14 protein-coding genes, 1 other RNA gene and 2 pseudogenes are annotated in these 18,077 nt (G+C 72.4%); 9 read left to right on the top strand and 8 right to left on the bottom strand.

Going from position 1 to position 18,077, the window contains the following annotated elements; translation table 11 throughout:
* The first annotated feature begins 52 nt into the window (after positions 1–52).
* Both ACGF0J_RS32675 and ACGF0J_RS32670 read left to right on the top strand, forming a co-directional pair.
* Complete coding sequence (locus tag ACGF0J_RS32675; RefSeq protein WP_393152261.1) at positions 53–1,039, top strand: ATP-binding cassette domain-containing protein; 987 nt, start codon at positions 53–55, stop codon at positions 1,037–1,039.
* Positions 1,036–1,845: an ABC transporter permease gene (locus ACGF0J_RS32670; RefSeq protein ID WP_393152117.1), complete on the top strand. Its 810-nt coding sequence runs from the start codon at positions 1,036–1,038 to the stop codon at positions 1,843–1,845. Before ACGF0J_RS32675 ends, ACGF0J_RS32670 begins: the two co-directional genes overlap by 4 nt.
* A gap of 25 nt (positions 1,846–1,870) precedes the next feature.
* Here ACGF0J_RS32670 and ACGF0J_RS32665 read toward each other — a convergent pair whose 3' ends face one another.
* Positions 1,871–5,236, bottom strand: a complete 3,366-nt coding sequence (locus ACGF0J_RS32665) for a BTAD domain-containing putative transcriptional regulator (RefSeq protein WP_393152115.1) — start codon at positions 5,234–5,236, stop codon at positions 1,871–1,873.
* A 150-nt stretch (positions 5,237–5,386) separates the two neighbouring features.
* Here ACGF0J_RS32665 and ACGF0J_RS32660 point away from each other — a divergent pair, with 150 nt between their 5' ends.
* The 3 genes from ACGF0J_RS32660 (at position 5,387) to ACGF0J_RS32650 (ending at position 10,023) form a co-directional block, all read left to right on the top strand.
* Complete coding sequence (locus ACGF0J_RS32660) at positions 5,387–5,899, top strand: YbhB/YbcL family Raf kinase inhibitor-like protein (RefSeq protein ID WP_393152113.1); 513 nt, start codon at positions 5,387–5,389, stop codon at positions 5,897–5,899.
* 183 nt (positions 5,900–6,082) lie between these two features.
* Positions 6,083–7,714: a hypothetical protein gene (locus tag ACGF0J_RS32655; protein WP_393152111.1), complete on the top strand. Its 1,632-nt coding sequence runs from the start codon at positions 6,083–6,085 to the stop codon at positions 7,712–7,714.
* A gap of 44 nt (positions 7,715–7,758) precedes the next feature.
* Positions 7,759–10,023, top strand: a complete 2,265-nt coding sequence (locus ACGF0J_RS32650) for a SulP family inorganic anion transporter (protein WP_393152109.1) — start codon at positions 7,759–7,761, stop codon at positions 10,021–10,023.
* Here the strand turns inward: ACGF0J_RS32650 and ACGF0J_RS32645 are convergent.
* On the bottom strand, positions 10,020–10,718 hold the full coding sequence (locus tag ACGF0J_RS32645) for a hypothetical protein (RefSeq protein WP_393152107.1): 699 nt from the start codon (positions 10,716–10,718) through the stop codon (positions 10,020–10,022). The genes ACGF0J_RS32650 and ACGF0J_RS32645 overlap by 4 nt on opposite strands.
* A gap of 258 nt (positions 10,719–10,976) precedes the next feature.
* Here ACGF0J_RS32645 and ACGF0J_RS32640 point away from each other — a divergent pair, with 258 nt between their 5' ends.
* Complete coding sequence (locus ACGF0J_RS32640; protein WP_393152105.1) at positions 10,977–11,315, top strand: DJ-1/PfpI family protein; 339 nt, start codon at positions 10,977–10,979, stop codon at positions 11,313–11,315.
* Positions 11,316–11,855: 540 nt separating this feature from the next.
* Positions 11,856–12,566: a hypothetical protein gene (locus ACGF0J_RS32635; RefSeq protein ID WP_393152103.1), complete on the top strand. Its 711-nt coding sequence runs from the start codon at positions 11,856–11,858 to the stop codon at positions 12,564–12,566.
* Positions 12,567–13,176: 610 nt separating this feature from the next.
* Here ACGF0J_RS32635 and ACGF0J_RS32630 read toward each other — a convergent pair.
* Positions 13,177–13,668 carry a Tn3 family transposase gene (locus ACGF0J_RS32630; protein ID WP_393152101.1) on the bottom strand — a complete coding sequence of 164 codons (492 nt, stop codon included), beginning with the start codon at positions 13,666–13,668 and terminating at the stop codon, positions 13,177–13,179.
* Positions 13,631–13,768 (bottom strand): annotated as a pseudogene (locus ACGF0J_RS32625) (Tn3 family transposase); the annotation flags it as partial. The gene ACGF0J_RS32630 and the pseudogene ACGF0J_RS32625, both read right to left, overlap by 38 nt.
* A 41-nt stretch (positions 13,769–13,809) precedes the next feature.
* Here ACGF0J_RS32625 and ACGF0J_RS32620 point away from each other — a divergent pair.
* The gene (locus tag ACGF0J_RS32620) at positions 13,810–14,184 is read left to right on the top strand and encodes a hypothetical protein (protein WP_393152099.1); all 375 of its coding nucleotides are present in this window, start codon (positions 13,810–13,812) and stop codon (positions 14,182–14,184) included.
* A 15-nt stretch (positions 14,185–14,199) separates the two neighbouring features.
* Positions 14,200–14,583: pseudogene (locus tag ACGF0J_RS32615) on the top strand (tyrosine-type recombinase/integrase); the annotation flags it as partial.
* A gap of 29 nt (positions 14,584–14,612) precedes the next feature.
* Here the strand turns inward: ACGF0J_RS32615 and rnpB are convergent.
* The 4 genes from rnpB to ACGF0J_RS32595 form a co-directional block, all read right to left on the bottom strand.
* An RNA gene (gene rnpB, locus ACGF0J_RS32610) (RNase P RNA component class A) lies at positions 14,613–14,999 on the bottom strand.
* Positions 15,000–15,158: 159 nt separating this feature from the next.
* Complete coding sequence (locus tag ACGF0J_RS32605; RefSeq protein WP_393152097.1) at positions 15,159–16,457, bottom strand: bifunctional RNase H/acid phosphatase; 1,299 nt, start codon at positions 16,455–16,457, stop codon at positions 15,159–15,161.
* Positions 16,454–17,194 (bottom strand): zinc ribbon domain-containing protein, encoded by a 741-nt coding sequence (locus ACGF0J_RS32600; protein ID WP_393152095.1) that lies wholly within the window; start codon positions 17,192–17,194, stop codon positions 16,454–16,456. The genes ACGF0J_RS32605 and ACGF0J_RS32600 overlap by 4 nt, the downstream gene beginning before the upstream one ends.
* Positions 17,195–17,196: 2 nt before the next feature.
* Positions 17,197–17,997: a Nif3-like dinuclear metal center hexameric protein gene (locus ACGF0J_RS32595; protein WP_393152259.1), complete on the bottom strand. Its 801-nt coding sequence runs from the start codon at positions 17,995–17,997 to the stop codon at positions 17,197–17,199.
* Positions 17,998–18,077 lie beyond the last annotated feature (80 nt).

The raw sequence follows: 18,077 nt of genomic DNA, 5'->3' as shown, positions 1-18,077 counted from the left end.
AATGTCAGTGACGTACGACACAGTGGAGGCACAGACCACTGAAAGGGAAGTCATGCGCTACGCGATAGAGGCCGAGGGTCTCGTGAAGCAATATGGCGACACCCGAGCCCTCGACGGCGTCGACCTCGTGGTGCCTCCCGGCCGGCTGCTGGGCGTGCTCGGCCCCAACGGCGCCGGCAAGACGACCGCCGTGCGCATCCTCGCCACCCTGCTCGCGCCCGACGCGGGCAAGGCCACCGTGCTGGGGTTCGACGTGCGCCGCCAGGCCCACCAGGTGCGCTCCTTCATCGGGCTGACCGGCCAGTACGCCGCGGTCGACGAGATGCTCACCGGCGTCGAGAACCTGGTGATGATCGGCCGGCTGCTCGGCATGTCCCGGGCCGAGGCCAGGGCGCGGGCGGCGGCGCTGCTGGAGCGGTTCGACCTGACCGAGGCGGGCGGGCGCGCCGCCAAGACCTACTCGGGCGGCATGCGCCGGCGGCTCGACCTGGCGGCGAGCCTGGTCGGCAGGCCGCAGGTGCTGTTCCTCGACGAGCCGACCACGGGCCTCGACCCGCGCAGCCGCACCGAGCTGTGGGCCGTCGTGCGCGGGCTGATGGCCGACGGGGTGACGGTGCTGCTGACCACCCAATACCTTGAGGAGGCCGACCAGCTCGCCGACGACATCGTGGTGTTCGACCACGGCAAGGTGATCGCGTCGGGCACCTCCGACCAGCTCAAGGCGACCACCGGCGCCCAGGTGCTGGAGGTGCGCCCCCTCCACGGCGACCACCTGGAGCTGGTGACCGGCATCGTCACCGACGTCATCGGGGCCGCTCCCGAGACAGTGGGCGGCAGGGTGACCGCCGCCGTGCACGACCCGTCCGTGGTGCCGGCCGTCGTGCGGCGCCTCGACGACCTGGGCGTCGTCGCCTCGGAGCTGACGCTGCGCAAGTCCACGCTCGACGAGGTGTTCCTGGCCCTGACCGGGCACCACGCCGAGGAGACCGCCACTGATGACACCACTGATGACACCAAGGCCGAGGAGGCCCTCGTATGACCGCCGTGACGACGACCGCGCCGCCCGTCGCGGGCAGGCGCGTGGGGCCGGCCGCGACCGTCCGGCAGACGCTGACGCTCGCCTGGCGGAGCCTGGTGCAGATCAAGCACAACCCGTGGGAGCTGCTCGATCTCAGCATCCAGCCGATCATGTTCCTGCTGCTGTTCACCTACGTGTTCGGCGGGGCGATCTCCGGTTCGACGGGCGACTACCTGCAATTCGCACTGCCCGGCCTGTTGGTGCAGAACGCCCTTTTCTACACGTTGTCCACGGCGGTCGGCCTCAACACCGACATCTCCAAGGGCGTCTTCGACCGGCTGCGCAGCCTGCCGATCGCCCGCACCGCGCCGCTGGCCGGCCGGGTCGTCGCCGACACCTTCAAGCAGGTGTGGGCGTTCGCGCTGCTGGTGGGGTTCGGCATGGTGCTGGGGTTCCGGGTGACGACCAGCGTGGCCGGGCTGCTCGGGGCGCTGGCCCTGCTCGTGGTGGTCGCCCTGGCCATGTCGTGGATGTCGGTGGTGATCGGACTCAAGGCGGCCAACCCGGAGAAGGTGCAGATGTTCTCCTTCTCGGTGATGATGCCGCTGACGTTCACGAGCAGCGCCCTGGTGCCGTCGGCCACGTTCCCGTCCTGGCTGCAGGCCTGGTCCGACGTCAACCCGGTGACCCACCTGTCCGACGCCATCCGCGGCCTGCTGATCGGCGGCGAGGTGGCCGGGCCGATCCTGGTGTCGCTGCTCTGGTCGGCCGGCTTCACGCTGGTGTTCGCGCCGCTGGCCATCAAGGTCTTCCGCGACCACGCCTGACACCGACGCAGCCGGCAGCGGGGGGTCACAGGCTCGCGGCCAGCGCCACGACGTCCGCGCGGCGCAGCGTCCGGCCGCGCTCCAGGTGATGGGCGAGCCCGCCCTCGCCGAGCGCGGCCGCGACGTCCTCGGTGATCCGCCGGTGGTCCCACTCGATCACGGCCGTGGTGCCCCTGATGGCCTGAGCGCCGCCGAGCAGCGTCGCCGCGTCCGCCGCGCGGCCCGCGGCCAGCGCCAGGCCGGCGCAGGCGATCACCGCGATCCCGAGCACCTGCGCGTCCCCGGAATCCTCGGCCTGGCGGACGGCCAGGCCGGCCGTCGTCCTGGCCCGCCCCAGATCACCTTCCTGTACGGCAAGCAGCGCCAGCGACGAGCTGAGCGCGGCCGCCATCTGCGGCGGCGCGGCCACTGTCTCGTCCAGCACCTTCTGCGCCTGGGCGTACTGCCGCCGGGCGGTCTCCAGGTCGCCGCGCTGCCTGGCGAACTCCCCCCACGCCGCGGTGACGCCGGCCTCGCCGATCCGGTCGCCGAGGCTGATCACGATGCTCTCCGCCTCCGCCAGCAGCGTGTCCGCCTCGGCCTGCCGGCCCAGCACGTTGAAACCGAGCGCCAGCCTGGCCCGCATGTACGCGGTGTCCTCGACCGCGCCCAGCTCGTCCATCAAATCCAGCGCCTCGCGCATGACCCGCACGCTCCGCTCGGCCTCGCCGCGCAGGAGGTGGACGTCCGACAGGGTGCCGAGCGCGGTGCCCATCCCCCACCGGTCGCCCGTCCCGCGATACCGCTCGAACGCCTCGCGGGTGTCGCGTTCGCTGTCCTCGACCCGTCCGGCGGCGTAGTGCAGCAGCGCCCGGTAGACCAGGCCCGACGCGCTCGCCCACAGGTCGGCGTGCCGCACCATCTCGTCGATGTGGCGCTCGTCCTCCGGCTCCGCCAGGCCGTACATCGCCACCGCAGGCACGGCCATGGCGACGATCGGGTGGACCTCGCCCACCCGGTCGATCAGCCGGCGCAGCTCCTGCCCCGAGTCCCGGCTCTCCTCCCACGCCAGAGCCGCGCCCACCGCGTTGATGCCGTGGACGGCCAGCGCCCGCGCGCGCAGCTCGCCGCTGGCGCCGGGAGTGGCCGCCAGCACCTCGTGGGCCCGCGTCGCACCCTCCATCCGGTGCCCCTTCAGCCACCAGTACCAGCCGAGCGCGCCGACGAGCCGCAGCGCCGACTCCTGCTCGCCGTTGTCGAGCGCCCAGCGCAGCGCCGCCGACAGGTTCTCGTGCTCGGCGGTGAGCTGGGCCAGCGCGTCGAGCTGGGCGGCCGTGCGCAGCGCCGGTTCGGCGGCCTCGGCCAGCTCGGTGAAGTGGCGGGCGTGCGCCCGGCGTACGGCGATCTCCTCGCCCGACTCGGCGAGACGTGCGGCGGCGTAGGCCCGGATCGTCTCCAGCATCCGGTACCTGCTCGCCTCGTACCCGACCAGCGACTTGTCGACGAGCCGCGACAGCGGGTCGAGCACGTCGCCGAAGACCTGTTCCAGCGTCTCCAGGGTGGCGCCGCCGGAGAACGCGGCCAGGCGGCGGGCCAGGACGCGTTCGTCGTCGTCGAGCAGTTCCCAGCTCCATTCGACGAGCGAACGCAGCGTCCGATGACGCGGCTGCGCGGTGCGGCTGCCGCCGTTGAGCAGCCGGAACCTGTCGCCGAGCCGGGCCGCGAGCTGCTCGGCGGTCATGGACCGCATCCTGGCGGCGGCCAGTTCGATGGCCAGCGGCAGCCCGTCCAGCGCCCGGCAGATGCTCATCACGGCCGCCGCGTCGCCGCCCACCCGGTAGCCGGGGCGTACGGCGGCCGCCCTGTCGGCGAACAGCCGGACGGCCGGGTAGCTCGCCGCCTCCGACACGCCCGCCCCGGACGGCGGCACGGCGAGCGGGGGGAGGATGCGGGTCACCTCTCCGGTGATGCCGAGCGGCTCGCGGCTGGTGGCGAGGATCTTCACCCCGGGGCACTCGGCGAGCAGCCTGTCGGCCAGGACCGCGGCGTGCTCGGCCACGTGCTCGCAGTTGTCCAGCACGACCAGCAGCCGCTTGCCGTGCAACGCCCTGACCAGCCGGTCCGCCGGGTCCAGTGGTGGGCCGGCGGCGCCCGGGGCGGCGATGATGCCGTCGCGCACGTCCAGCGCGCCGATGAGGCTCTGCGTCACGCCGGCCGCGTCGACGGCCGTGGCCAGCTCGGCCAGCCACACCCCGTCGGGCATCGCGTCGCCCATCGTCTCGGCCGCCTCCGTGGCGAGCCGCGTCTTACCCGCTCCCCCGGGTCCGATCAACGTGACCAGGCGGTGGCCGGCCAGCAGCTCGCCCGTGTGCGCGACCTCGCGTTCCCGGCCCACGAAGCTGGTCAGCCGGGCACGCAGATTCCCACGGCGAGGCGGAACCACCGCGCCGCCGTCCGGCCCGGGACGCGCCGGAACCACCCCGCCGCCGTCCGGCCCGGGACGCGCCGGAATCGCCGCGCCGAGAGAGCCCCGCGCTCCTTCAGGCGCCTCGCCGGAGGGAGCGGGTGGCTTCGCGCGGGAGGCGGACGGGACCGGCTCGGGGCGGAGGGTGGGAGGGGGGTCGTCGCGGAGGAGGGCCAGGTGGAGGTCGGCGAGCCGGGGTGACGGTTCCGCGCCCAGCTCGTCGCGGAACGTCCGGCGGGCCGACTCGTAGGCGGCCAGGGCTTCCACCCTCCTGCCCGCGCCGTACAGCGCCCGCATGAGCTGGCCGTGCAGGCGCTCCCGCAGGCGGTGCGCGGCGAGCAGCGCCGTCAGGTCGTCGAGCACCTCGGCGTGCCTGCCGAGGAGCAGGTCGGCCTCGATACGGTCTTCGGTCGCGGCCAGACGCAGAGCGTCCAGCGCGGCGACGTCACCGACGGCGACGCTCACCCCGGCCAGGTCCGCCAGCGCGGGGCCGCGCCACAGCGCCAGCGCCTCGCGCAGCGTCTCGGCCGCCGCCCGCGCGTCACCCGACGCCAGCGCGGACCTGCCGCCATGGGCGAGCGCGGTGAAGCGGTGCGCGTCCACCTGCCCCGCGGTCACGGCGAGCCGGTAGCCGGTGGGGTCGGCCACCACGAGGTGCCTGCCCGCCGCGCCCTGGTGCCCGTGCTCGCCGCGAGTTCGGGCGAGAGCGGCGCGGAGGCGGGAGACGAGGGCCTGCAGGGCGTTGCCCACGCTGCCGGGCGGGCTGTCCTCCCACACCCCGGCGACCAGCCGGTCAAACGGAACTGTCACCCCGCCGTCGAGGGCGAGCAGCCCCAGCAGGGTGCGCAGGCGTTGCCCGGAGACCTCCACGACCTGGCCGTGCCGCCACACCTCAAGCGGCCCGAGGATGCCGAAGGTCGTGTCCGCGTCCGTGCCCACCCCCTCCATGCCTCGATTGTGGCCGATTTTGCGTCCTTTACCGTCCACCGACCATCGCGAAACGGTCGGCGCATGCCCGATAGCCGCGTAGCATCATCCGGCATGGGGCTGTGTAACACGACAGGACGCCTGGGACGCACGGCCGTCAGTGTGACGGCGGTGGGTCTCGCGCTTCTCGTGTCGGGCTGCGCCGGCTTCATCAGCAGGTCGGAGGCCAAGGAGATCGCCGAGATCAACGTCTCGAGCCCGGATCTGCGCGAGGGCGAGCCGCTGCCGCGCGAGTACGGGTGCTCGGGCCGGCAGGGCAGCCCGCCGCTGCGCTGGTCCAGCGAGCCACTGCCGGAGGCCAAGTCGACCGCGATCGTGGTCGACTCCCACAGCTCGTCGGAGTCGGCGGTGCAGTGGGTGCTCTACAACATCCCGGCCACCACGACCGAGCTGGGCCCGGGGGCTTCGGAGAGCCCGCCGGAGGGTTCGGCCCAGGCGCGGGCCACCAGCGGCAAGGTGGGCTACCAGCCTCCTTGCGACGAGAGCCTCAGCTACCGCTTCACCGTCTACACGTTGCAGGGCAGGGTCGAGGCGGCGCAGGGCGCCCCCCTCTCCGTCGTTCTCAAGGAGATCGCCGACAAGACCATCGCCCGCGGACGGCTCACCGCGGTCAACATCGAGTGAGAAATCAAACACCAGGGGTAATAATCGTTACCAATTCTTGGCTTAGGGTGTGACAACGCTCGCAGTGGTCCGACACAATCAGATCCAATTGTCAGGCGCTGGTGATCAAAGGGGGCAGGTCGCGTCGATGGCCGCGCGATCTCACCGGTGCCACAGGGAGGCCATGGCTTTGAGGGTGGTGCAATGACAGCGGTCGTCGTCAGCTTGGTCGCTATCGTGCTCCTCGTGCTCGTCGTCGTGGCACTGGGCATGCGTTCCATGAACCGCCGGGAGAGCTCGCTGCCCCCCGAACGGCTCAAGCAGATGATCGAGAAAGAGGAGCAGACCCACGCTCGGTCCACGGACGAGTTCGCGGCCCACGAACCCCGGATGAGCAACTTCAGCCCCGACTTCAGCCCGATCGACGAGCCCAAGCCCAAGCCGGTGCGCACCGGCCAGCGCGGCAAGCGCGGCGTGGACGAGTGGGGCAACCCCCGTTCGGACGACGACGACGAGGAGTTCTGGGCCAGCATCCGCAGCGACGCGGCCGAGGGCGGCTTCGGCGCCGACGGCACGGTGGCGGCGCGCAAGGGCGCCGCCCGCCCCGTCGAGAACACCCCCGACAGCGTCCCCGGCAAGGCCGCCGACCAGACCACCGACCGGCCCGCCGACCGGCCCGCCGACCGACCGGCCGATCGGCGGCGACCGGCTGAGCGCCGGCGTTCCGCCCGGCGTGAGGCCGCCGTCAGCGCCGACCCCGACGCCGTCACCGTCCAGGCCCCGCTGCCCCAGCGTCCGGCCCGCGCCGCGGCGCCCGCCCCCACCGCCGGACTGGCCGACCTGGTGGAGCCCGCGCCCGTGCAGCGGCCCGCCGCCTCCGCCTCCGACCTGGCCGACCAGCGCACGGTGACGTTCGCCGCCCCCACACCCGATGTGATGAGCATCCTGGGCGGCGCGGGGGCCCAGCCCGCCACCCCGGCCGGCCGGCCTGACCCGCTCGGCGCCGGCTCCCGGCCCGCCGTCCCCAACTCCGCCGCCCCCACCTCCGGCGCCCCCGCTCCGGCGACGACCGGGCCCGCAGCGGCTCCGGGCACGAGCCGCGGCGGCTCCCGCTCGGCACGCCGTTCCCGCTCGGCCGCGGCGGCCGCCCAGACGGCGGGCCCGGCCCCGGCGGCTCCGCCGGCCGACCCGCTGTCCACCATGGCGCCGGGCACCCGTGCGACCGGCGGCTCCTTCACCCCGGCGGGCAGCGGCTCCTTCCCGGCCGTGCCGGTGGCTCCCATCCACGGCGCGCCGACCAGCGACCCGTTTCCCGCGACCACTCACGGACGCGCCGCCGACCCCCTCGACCCGGCCTGGAGCACCACGGCTCCCGCGGCGACGTCCGGGTCCTGGCCCGCGGCGCCCGTGGCCGACATCCTCGACGACTCGGCGCCGGTCGCCGCCTCGTGGCCGGGGTTCGAGCCGCAGCAGCCAGCCGCCGCCCCGTCGCGGGCCTCGTACGAGGTGCGCGCCGGTTGGGCGGTGGCCGACGACTCCGACCCGCTGACGGGCCCGTCGCCCGCCACCGGTGTCCCCACCGCGCCGTCGCGGGCGGTCTCCGCCCACGACGACCTGCTGTCGGCGTCGCCCGCGGCTCCCGTCGTGCCCGTGGCGTACGAGACGGGCGACTACACCGCGCCGGCGCAGGCCCCCTGGCCCGAGCCGCCGGTCGGCACTCCGGGGTGGCCCGCGTACACCGACGCGCAGGGCGCTGCCGAGCACGGCCGGGCACGGCAGGGCGACGGCGGCCGCCGGCGCGCCCCCGAGCACGATCTTCCCGACTACTACCGGTGACACGCGCGGCCCTCACCAGGCCATGGATTCCGTAAAACCCGCTCATGACCCCCCGGGCGGAGGCACGGCCGGGGGTTAGGGTTTGCCGCATGACCGGCGACACTCAGCGTAACCTCCTGAGGACTCTCAGGTACGATGTGCCTGCCTCCCTCGTGGTTTTCCTCATCGCGGTGCCCCTTTCCCTGGGCATCGCGATGGCCTCGGGTGCCCCCCTCGCCGCGGGACTCATCGCCGCCGTGGTCGGCGGCATCGTCGCGGGCGCGCTCGGCGGGTCCGCCATCCAGGTGAGCGGACCCGCGGCGGGCCTGTCCCTGGTGGTCGCCGACCTCGTGCAGACGTACGGCTGGCGCGCCACCTGCATGATCACCCTGCTGGCCGGGGCCGTACAGCTCCTGCTCGGCCTGCTGCGCGCGGCACGGGCGGCGCTGGCCGTCTCCCCCGCCGTCATCCACGGCATGCTGGCGGGCGTCGGCGTGGTGATCGCGCTGTCCCAGCTGCACATCGTGCTCGGCGGCAGCCCGCAGCGCTCGGCGCTGGCCAACATCATGGAGCTGCCCTCGCAGGTGGCCGCGATGCACGGCCACACCGTGGCGGTGGGCCTGCTCACGATCGCGGTGCTGGCCCTGTGGACGCGGCTGCCCAAGCAGGTCAAGGCGGTGCCGGCGCCGCTCGCGGCGCTGCTCGTGGCCGCGGTCACGGCGTGGGTGTTCCGGTGGGACGTCACCCGCGTCGACCTGTCGGGCAGCTTCGGCGAGCTGGCCTTCCCGGTCCTGCCGAACGGCGACTGGCACCAGGTCGTGGGCGCCGTCCTGCTGGTGGCGCTGCTGGCCGGCGTCGAGTCGCTGCTGTGCTCCGTCGCGGTGGACGGCATGCACGCCGGCCCGCGCGCCGATCTCGACCAGGAGCTGACCGGCCAGGGGGCGGCCAACATGGTCACCGGCGCGCTGGGCGGCCTGCCGGTGGCCGGGGTGATCGTACGCAGCACGGCCAACGCGCAGGCGGGCGCGCAGACCCGGTCGTCGGCGATCCTGCACGGGGTGTGGGTGCTGGTGTTCGCGCTGGGCTTCGGCTGGACGATCCAGCTCATCCCGATGGAGGCGCTGGCGGCGCTGCTGGTGTTCATCGGCGTGCAGATGGTGAACCTGGGCCACGTCCGCAAGGTGCACGGCCACGGCGAGGTGCCCGTGTACATCATCACCATGGGCGCCGTGATCCTCCTGGGGCTGGCCGAAGGGGTGCTGGCCGGGCTGGCGCTGGCGGCGCTGCTGGCGTTGCGCCGGCTCACGTGGGTGACGGTGCGGGTCCGGGAGATGCCGGACGGCCGCTGGCATGCCTCGATCTGCGGCTCGCTCACCTTCCTGGGCGTGCCCAGGCTCACGCACGAGCTGCGCACCATCCCCACGGGCGCGGCCGTGGACCTCGACCTCAACATCGACTTCATGGACAACGCGGCCTTCGAGACCATTCACTCCTGGCGGCTGGGCCACGAACGGCAAGGCGGCACGGTGGACATCGACGAACTGCACGACGAGTGGTACGCGCTGGCCGCCAGCGGCGCACGGATGAACCCGGTCAAGAGCCCGCCGCCCACGCCCGACCGGTGGTGGCTGCCGTGGGCGCACCGCCGCCGCCGCACCTCCTGGCAGCCGCAGGACGAGCCGGAGCCCGGCCCGCGCGTGCCGGCCGAGTGCCAGCTCACGGCCGGCGCTCGGGAGTTCCACCGGCGTACGGCGCCGCTGGTGCGGCCGATCCTGACCGAGCTGGCCCACAGACAGCAGCCGACGCACCTGTTCATCACGTGCGCCGACTCGCGGGTCGTGCCGAGCCTCATCACCGCGAGCGGCCCGGGTGACCTGTTCACGGTGCGCAACATCGGCAACCTGGTGCCCCGCAAGGGCGCCGAGCCGCACGACGACTCGGTGGTGGCCGCGATCGAGTACGCCACGCAGGTGCTCGGGGTGCACACCATCACGGTGTGCGGGCATTCGGGGTGCGGGGCGATGGCGGGGCTGCTCAGCGGCGGGGTGAAGGCGGGCAGCCTGCCGGGGATGCGCCGCTGGCTGCGGCACGGGCACCACAGCCTGGCAAGGTTCATCGAGACCGCCGACGGGCCGCTGGACTCTCGGGCGCTCGATCAGCTCTGCCGGGTCAACGTCCAGCAGCAGCTGGAGAACCTGCGCACGTACCGGAAGGTCGACGAGCAGGTGCGGGAGGGCCGGTTGGAGCTGGTGGGGCTGTACTTCGACATCGGCTCGGCGCGGGTGCACATGGTGCCGCCGCTGCCGGGCACGGTGTCGGTCCGCATCTAGGCTCCGGCGGCGGGGGCGGGGGCGGTCTCGGCCCGCGCCGCCGGCCGGTAGAACGCGGCCCAGCCCGCGTCGTCCAGCCGCAGCACCTTCAGCCCGGTCCAGCCGAGCCCGGCGACGGGCACGGCCCAGAACAGGGTGGTCAGCGGCCCGTACCCGAAGCCGAACGACCCCACGTACCCGAGTGTGACCGTCGCCGGCACCCACCAGCCGACGAAACCCGCCCGCCACACGGCGACCAGCAGCAGCGGCAGGCCGAGGAAGCCGAGGAACATCCACGGCAGCTGGAAGCCGTAGACCACGCCGGGCAGGCCCAGCATCTCGTCCAGGATGCGCTGCGCCTGCTCGGGCGGGTAGCGCCTGCCCAGCCACCACTCGACGGGGTCGCTGAGCAGCAGCCCGGACAACGCCATGTAGCCGACCACCGTCATCGTCCCGGCGACGTGCCCGAGCCGGGTGGCCCGGTGCCGCGTGAGGTGGACCAGGCCGAGCGCGGCGACGGCCATGAGCATCCAGCTCCAGTGGTAGAGCACCGACTGGGTCTGGGCGAGAGCCGGGTTGGCGCCGAAGCTGACCGCCTCCCTGTCGTCGCCCCAGGTGCCCGGGTCGACGACGACGGCCGCCGCCTGCAGCAGCGGGGCGACGATGATGAGGATGCCGGCGCTGACACGGCGGAAGGTGACGTGGTCGTTCAACACCTGCCAGAGGCTAGGCGCGCGCCGTCGGGCGGTCGTCCCCCTGCGGGCGGATCGGGCGTCCCCCCGCAGGCGGAGCCGCGACCGTCGGGGAGGACGTCGGCACGGAGGCGCCTGCCACACGGCTGATCGGCGCAGAGTGCCGGATCCGTCCGGTGCCGGGCTGGTGCCGACCTCACCGTGGCCCGCTCTTGCGCCCTAACCGTGCCGGGCCCCCGGCTGTACGCGCCCGGTCCCGGCCGGCCGCTGACACCGGACGCGGTGACGGGCTGGCTGCGCGCCGCCTTCGACGCCGGAGCCCGCGTCGCGTCGGTGTGCAGCGGCGCCGCGGCCCTCGGCGAGGCCGGCCTGCTCGACGGGCGGCGCTGCACCACGCACTGGTCACTGATCGACGCGATGCGCGAACGGTATCCCGCCGCCCGGGTGCAGGACGCGGTGTTGTACGTCCACGATGGCCCCGTGAGCACCAGCGCGGGCATTTCGACCGGCATCGACCTGGCGCTGTCGCTCGTCGAACCGGACGCGCACCCGGGCGCTGATCTTCTCGGAGAAGATTTTCTCGCCGCCGATGCCGCGCGCGGCCAGCGCGTCGAGTTGTGATTGCAGTTCCTGAGTGAGCGCACTGCATCGTGCGTAGCCGATGCGGATGTCGGCGGTCGGGGTGTCCGGCGCGAGGGCGGGCGAGACCGGGGTGCCGGGGCGCCACGGCTGGCCGGGGCCGCGGTCGGCGGGGTGGGCACGCGCAGGAGCTTGGCCAGGCGAGGCACTTTGGTGAAGCGGCCGGTGTGGTAGGTGCCGGCGACCGCGCCTGAGCGGGCGGGGCACGGCGAGCCGAGTTCGGCCGTGCAGCGTGGGCAGGGGTGGCGCTCGATGTCGTCGGCGTCGCTCGGAAAGTCTCTTGAGGGACCGTCATGCCTCCGGATGCCGTCACAAACGATTCTCAGAAGTACCTCGAACCCATCTTTGCGTGAGAACGAGTTCTGCGAACCGAATCAGGACCTCACGAACTCCGTATCTTCTACGCCAGATATCGGGTGCTCGCCAACGACAAGTTCTGGGTGCATCTCAAGTAGAAACGCGGGCCGCCGGAGCGGCGAAAGCCGTACCGGCGGCCTCTGTCCCGATTCGCGAGGAGGAAAAGTGAGAGATGAGGAGCGGCTGTGGCATCTCACCCGGTCCTACGGCATGGGCCAGGAATTCCTGGGCCTATGGGTGGAGAACTGGGGAGTGCACGACACGGCGCGGCTCATGGGCGCGGATCTCGGGAGCGAAGTTCAGCTGAGCTGGGCGGAGCTGGGCAAGCGCGACTTCTCTGAAGACGAGGGCGTGGTGTGGATCGGCCGGTTGAATGACCGATGGACCCAGGTGGTGCAGTACCACGGCGTTCAGGCCATCGACGCTCTCGACGAGCTGTCAACGGGCGGCCGGGCGCTCGGGCTGAGCTGGCATGTGAACGATCCCGGCACCCTCCTGTACGCGGCCAACGGCACCTACCTGACCGAGATGAGTATCACTCGGCCCAGGGCTCGTCGCGGCGGCGACCCGCACGCGCTCGACGTCTACGCGGAAGGGCTGCGGTTCGACTGGGCGGACACGAGTTGGCGAACCCATCCCGACCTGCTGCCTGGCTGGCTCGCCTACGAGGATTGGTCGGAGACGCATGGGGAGGAGGACGAGGAGGACATGCCCGCCGAGTGGGAGGACTTCACCCAGCTGTCTCTCGACGGTTACAGCCCACCCCTCGCGGAGTGCGTCACCTCCGCCTTCGTACTCATCGGCCGCGTCACCGGCACGGAGTTCGGCCATGACTGGATGCAGGGCGCCCATTCCTGCTACCTGATCGACAACTAGTAGGACTCCGTTAGGCTTCCCGATCAAGCTTTTCGGTAGCACGTTGGACGTGTGGATATGCGTCAGATCAGGAGTCTGCAGGTTGTAGGCGGCCACGACGTGGCCGAGTTGCTCGGCATGGGCTACCCATCGGCCCGGCAGGTCGATGGGTCCCCGGGCCCACAAGCCACCGGCACCCCACCGTTCAAACGCCCCGATGGGTTTGCCGCACGCTCCAGTCCGCGAGCGCCTCCATCACCAGCATGGATCTCCACCGCTGAGGACTGCGGCGACCTCGGTTTCGAGATCGGTCATGATCTCCTGGATCGCAGCCATGTCCGGTTCGTGGCGCCGCTGGGGTCTTCCTCGCGTCTTCTTTGCCCATCGGGGGCTCCTTGTTCAGCAAGAGGGGGTGCGATCAGCGGGGCGTTCGATGTCGGCGAACAACCGCATGATCTTGAGCACGAGCTCGGCAAGGGCGGCCTGCAGGTGCTCGACGGTCTCCAGGACGGCCGCGATACGCCGTGCCTACGCTCAGCTTCGGACAGCCGCCCGAAACGCCTCACCACGATCCCCGGCGCTCGTCTGTGGCCCGTCGCCACCCCCTCGAGCGGCGGACACCGCCAGCGGGCTATTGCTGGCCGGGGGTGCGCAGCGGCCGGAAGTTGCCCTCCCGCACCGCCTCGGGCAGGGAGAAGTTGTAGCGGCCCAGGAAGTTCAGCCACTCAAAACCGAGCGGGGACAACCGGGCGATGTCGGCGGTGGCGATCTTCTTGTCCTCGGCCCGGATCTGCTCCAGCGCCCGGGCCGTGTAGACCGTGTTCCACAAAATGCAGACATTGGTCATCAGCCCCAAGGCCCTTAGTTGATCTTCCTGGCCTTCCTTGTACCTCTGCCTCAGCTCGCCTTTCTGACCGTGGAAGATCTTGTGAGCCAGGGTATGACGGGCTTCTTGCCGGTTCAGTTGGGTGTTCACCCGGCGGCGCAGCAGTTCGTCGTTGAGGTAGCAGGCCAGGTAGACCGAGCGATCCAGCTTGCCCAGCTCCATCAGCGGCGGCCGATCGGGGTGGGGGTGCCGCCGCCGGTCAGGTAGCGAAACAGCTCTCGGCTGGGCGGACCGCACCGGTGCTCAGGGAGCCGGCCACGCGCAGCAGGTCGTCCCAGTGGTCGTTGATGAGGCCGACGTTCACCCGGGTTTTGATCATGGTGTTGAGGCGGCCGTAGAAGGCGGCACCGGCGGATCGGCTCCCTGACCCGCACGGGCATGAAGACCTTCGTCGCCACGCTCAAGGGATCTCTCGCCGCTTCCACGGTCGGGACCGTGTTCGCCGTACTGCGGGCACTCATGCAGGCGGTGGTGGACGACGGCGTCATCCCCGCCAATCCCTGCCTGCGGGTTCCGCTCCCCCGGGTCGAGGCTCGCGTCGTCGAGCCTCTGCCGACCCGGTCCGTGCTGGCGCTCGCCGACGCCATAACGCCGAGGTACTGCCTGGCGGTCTGGTTCGGGTACGGCCTCGGTCTGCGGGAGGGGGAGGCACTCGGCGTCACCGAGGACAGAGTGGAGTTCCTCAAGCGGCGCGTCCGGATCGAGAAGCAGGCGCAGAGGAGCACCCTCGTAGAGCTCAAGACGAAAGCGTAGCGGCGGACGCTTCCCGTCGATGACGGCGTCCTGGAGGGGATCACCAGGCACATTCAGTGCTACCCCCGCGGCCCGGAAGGCGTACTGATCACCAACCGCATCCACAAGATCCCCCGGCGCTCCTCGTTCGGGGACTGCTGGCGCGAGGCCGTCGAGAAGGCCGGGCTCCCCAAGGGAACTCGGTTCCACGATCTCCGCCACTACTACGCTTCGACCCTGATCGCGGCGAACCTCAACCCCAAGAGCATCCAGCGGCGCCTCGGCCACGCGACCATCGCCGAGACGTTCGACACCTACAGCACCTGTTCCCGGACTACGAGGACCTCGGGCGCGGTGCTATCGACGCTAAGATCGAAAAAGGACCTGGCGGAACAGAGCCGGAACGAGAAGGAAGCATGAACCTCAACCCCCTGGTCTGAGGTGTGGAAGGGACGAGCCGGTCTGTAGGCCGGGTTCTGTCCTTCGTGCGAAGGGGCGACCATCCATCTAGGGCCGTCGTTGCCGGCGGCCTCAAGCGGTCTACCCGCGCGGCTCGGGCGGGCAGCCCTCAGGCGCCGCGCGCGGGCCGCTCCGAGGAGCGGCCCTTCTTGACCTTGCTCCGGGTGGGGTTTACCGAGCCGCCCACGTCACCGTGGGCGCTGGTGGTCTCTTACACCACCGTTTCACCCTTACCTCCCGCGAGCGGGAGGCGGTCTGTTTTCTGTGGCACTGTCCCGCGGGTCACCCCGGGTCGGTGTTACCGACCACCCTGCCCTGTGGAGCCCGGACCTTCCTCGGCGGGCCGTACGGCCCGACGCGGTCGCCCGACCGGCTCGTCCACTGGGAAGGTTACCAGGACTCAAGTGATCTCCTAGCAGCGTGCAAGATCCCCGCGGTGGAATGCGGATGTCCATCGCCTGAGGGGGACGGTGGCGCGACGGCGGCCGTGTCGGGTGCACCTTGGCACGGCCGCCACTGCGCCGGGCGGGGACGTGTCAACGCAGGTGGGAGGTGTCGTTGAACGACTTCACCACGCTGCGGCCGTCGGCGTAGTGCTCGATCAGCGACAGGCAGGCCAGGTCGAGGTGCATCCGGTAGAGGGCCTCGGGCGGCGCCATCAGGGCGAGGCGCAGCAGGGTCTTGATGGGCGTCACGTGCGACACCACCAGGACCGTCCGGCCCTCGTACCGTTCGACCAGGCGCTCCTCCGCCCGCCGCACCCGGTCGGCGACGGCGGCGAAGCTCTCGCCGCCGGGCGGCGCGGCCTCGGGATCGGCGAGCCAGGCGGCCAGCTCGTCCGGCCAGCGGCGTTGGATCTCGGTGAACGTGTGCCTCTCCCAGGCGCCGAAGTCGGTCTCCCTGAGGTCTTCGTCCACGTCGACGTCGAGGCCGGTGCTCCGGGCGACCGCCTCCGCGGTCTGCCGGGCGCGTTTGAGCGGCGAGCAGACGACGGCGTCGATCCGGTACGGCTCGCGCGACAGCCTCCTGGCCGCCGCTGCCGCCTGGGCGAGCCCGTTGGCGGTCAGCTCGGCGTCGCCCAGCCCGGAGAAGCGGCGCTCGGCCGACAGCGGGGTCTCGCCGTGTCGGAGCAGGAGCAGGGACGTGGCGACGCGGGTGGGCGGCGCCCAGCCGGTGCCCTTGCCCTGGCCGGCGGCGCGCTGCTGGGCGGCGGCGACCGAGGCGGCCGGGCCGGAGAGGTCGGCCGCGAGCGTCGCGGACGGGGCGGCGCCCGCGACGTCGAGCAGGTCCGTCTGTTCGGTCGCGCCGGGCGCATCCGCCCCGGAGGGAGCCCGGCCGGGTGCGAGGGCGCCGGCAGCGCCTGCACCGGACGCGCCGGTACCGCCGGCGCCGGAGGTGCCGCCCGCCTTCCAGGCGAGGCCCTGGGCGGCGGCGTCCATGGCCTCGTTGGCCAGGCGGTCGGCGTGTCCGTTGCGGTGGCGGGGGATCCAGGTCCACTCGGTGACCCGCAGCCGCCGGGCCAGCGCGCCGGCCTCCAGCGCCAGGGGGCGCAGCCCCTCGTTCTTGATCTTCCAGCGGCCGGCCATCTGCTCGACGACCAGTTTGGAGTCCATCCGCACCGCGACGGACGCACCCTCGCCCGCGAGGTCGAGCACGGCCCGCAGCCCGGCGATCAGCCCGCGGTACTCGGCGACGTTGTTGGTGGTGACGCCGATCGCCTCGGCGACCTCCGCCAGGACCTGGCCGTCTGTGGCGTCGCGGACCACGGCGCCGTAGCCGGCGGGTCCGGGGTTGCCGCGCGAGCCGCCGTCGGCCTCGATGACGTAGGAGGTCACAGTCCCGACTCTGGGGTGCGGACGAGGATGCGCCGGCACTCGTCGCAGCGCAGCACCTCGTCGTGCGGGGCGGCCTTGATGCGGTTCATCTCGGCGATGGACAGGGCGACCTTGCAGCCCTGGCAGCGCCCGCCGCGCAGCATGGCCGCGCCGACGCCGTACTGCTCGCGCAGCTTCTCGTACAGCGCCAGCAGGTCGGCGGGGATGTCGGCGGAGACGCCGCCGCGGCGGGAGCGGACCTCGGCCGCCTCCTTGTCGATCTCGGTGAGCGCGGCGTCGCGACGGTCCTCGGCGGCGGCGCGGGTGGCGGCCAGCTCGTCGCGCTGCGTGCGCAGGTCGGCGGCCTTGCTGTCGGCGGCCTCGCGGCGTTCCATGATCTCCAGCACGACCTCTTCGAGGTCGCCCTGGCGGCGCTGCAGGGAGACGATCTCCGACTGCAGGTTGGACAGGTCCTTGGGCGAGGTGACGGCGCCGGAGTCGAGCCGCTTCTGGTCGCGGTCGGCGCGGGCGCGGACCGTGTCGACGTCACTCTCGGCCTTGGTCTGCTCGCGGGCCAGGTCGCCCGCCTCGGTCTCGGCCTCGATCACCTCGGTGGCGAGCTTGGCGTAGCGCTTGGACTGCTCCTCGATCTCGGCCAGCTCGGGCAGGGTGCGGCGGCGGTGGGCCAGCCGGTCGGCAGCGGAGTCGAGCTCTGCCAGGTCGAGCAGTCGCTTCTGGGCCTCAGGGGCTGCTTTCATGATCAGTATCCTCGTGTCCAAGCATCGGTGACCGTGGCGGAGACGCGCGTCTCAACCGTAACGCCAGCGCCGTGCAGGATCGACGCCGCGCTGTCGAGCCAGGGCCACTCGGTGGCCCAGTGGGCGGCGTCGACGAGAGCCGGGCCGCCGGCCTCGACGAACTCGCTGGCCGGATGGTGGCGCAGATCGGCCGTGAGGAACACGTCCACCCCCGCGGCGCGGGCCGCGCCCAGCAGCGAGTCGCCCGCTCCCCCGCTGACCGCGACCCTGGAGACGCGGCGTGCCGGGTCTCCGGCGACGCGGATGCCCCACGCGGTCTTCGGCAGGCCGGCGGCCGCCCGCGCCGAGAACTCCTCCAGCGTGACCGGCTCGGGCAGGTCGCCGATGCGGCCGAGTCCGCGCCACGGGTCGTCGGGGAACGGCCGCAACGGCACCAGGTCGCCGACCAGCCCCACGGCGCGGGCGAGCGCGTCGGAGACGCCCGGGTTGGCCACGTCGGCGTTGGTGTGGGCGGTGTAGAGGGCTATGTCGTGCTTGATGAGGGTGTGGACGAGCCGGCCCTTGGGGGTGTCGGCGGCGACGGTGGTGGTGCCTCGCAGGTAGAGGGGGTGGTGGGTGACCACCAGGTCGGCGCCCCAGGTGAGCGCCTCCTCGACCACCGCGCCGACCGGGTCGACCGCGAACAGCACCCGCCGTACGGGCGCGGCCGGGTCACCGCAGACCAGGCCCACCGCGTCCCACGACTCGGCCCGGGCGGGCGGGTAGGCCGCCTCGAGCTCCCTGATCACATCCGCCAGCGTCACTGCAGCCACCTGCGCAGACTATCGGGAACGGCGGGGGTGTCGTCCGAACGTCGTTCGGCGTACCGTGTGGGCAGCTGTAC

The sequence above is a fragment of the Nonomuraea sp. NPDC047897 genome (genome assembly GCF_043204415.1).
In the GTDB taxonomy this organism is placed as follows: Bacteria; Actinomycetota; Actinomycetes; order Streptosporangiales; family Streptosporangiaceae; genus Nonomuraea.
The sequence above is the reverse complement of the archived record's forward strand: the minus strand, read 5'-3'. Positions and strand labels throughout refer to the sequence as shown.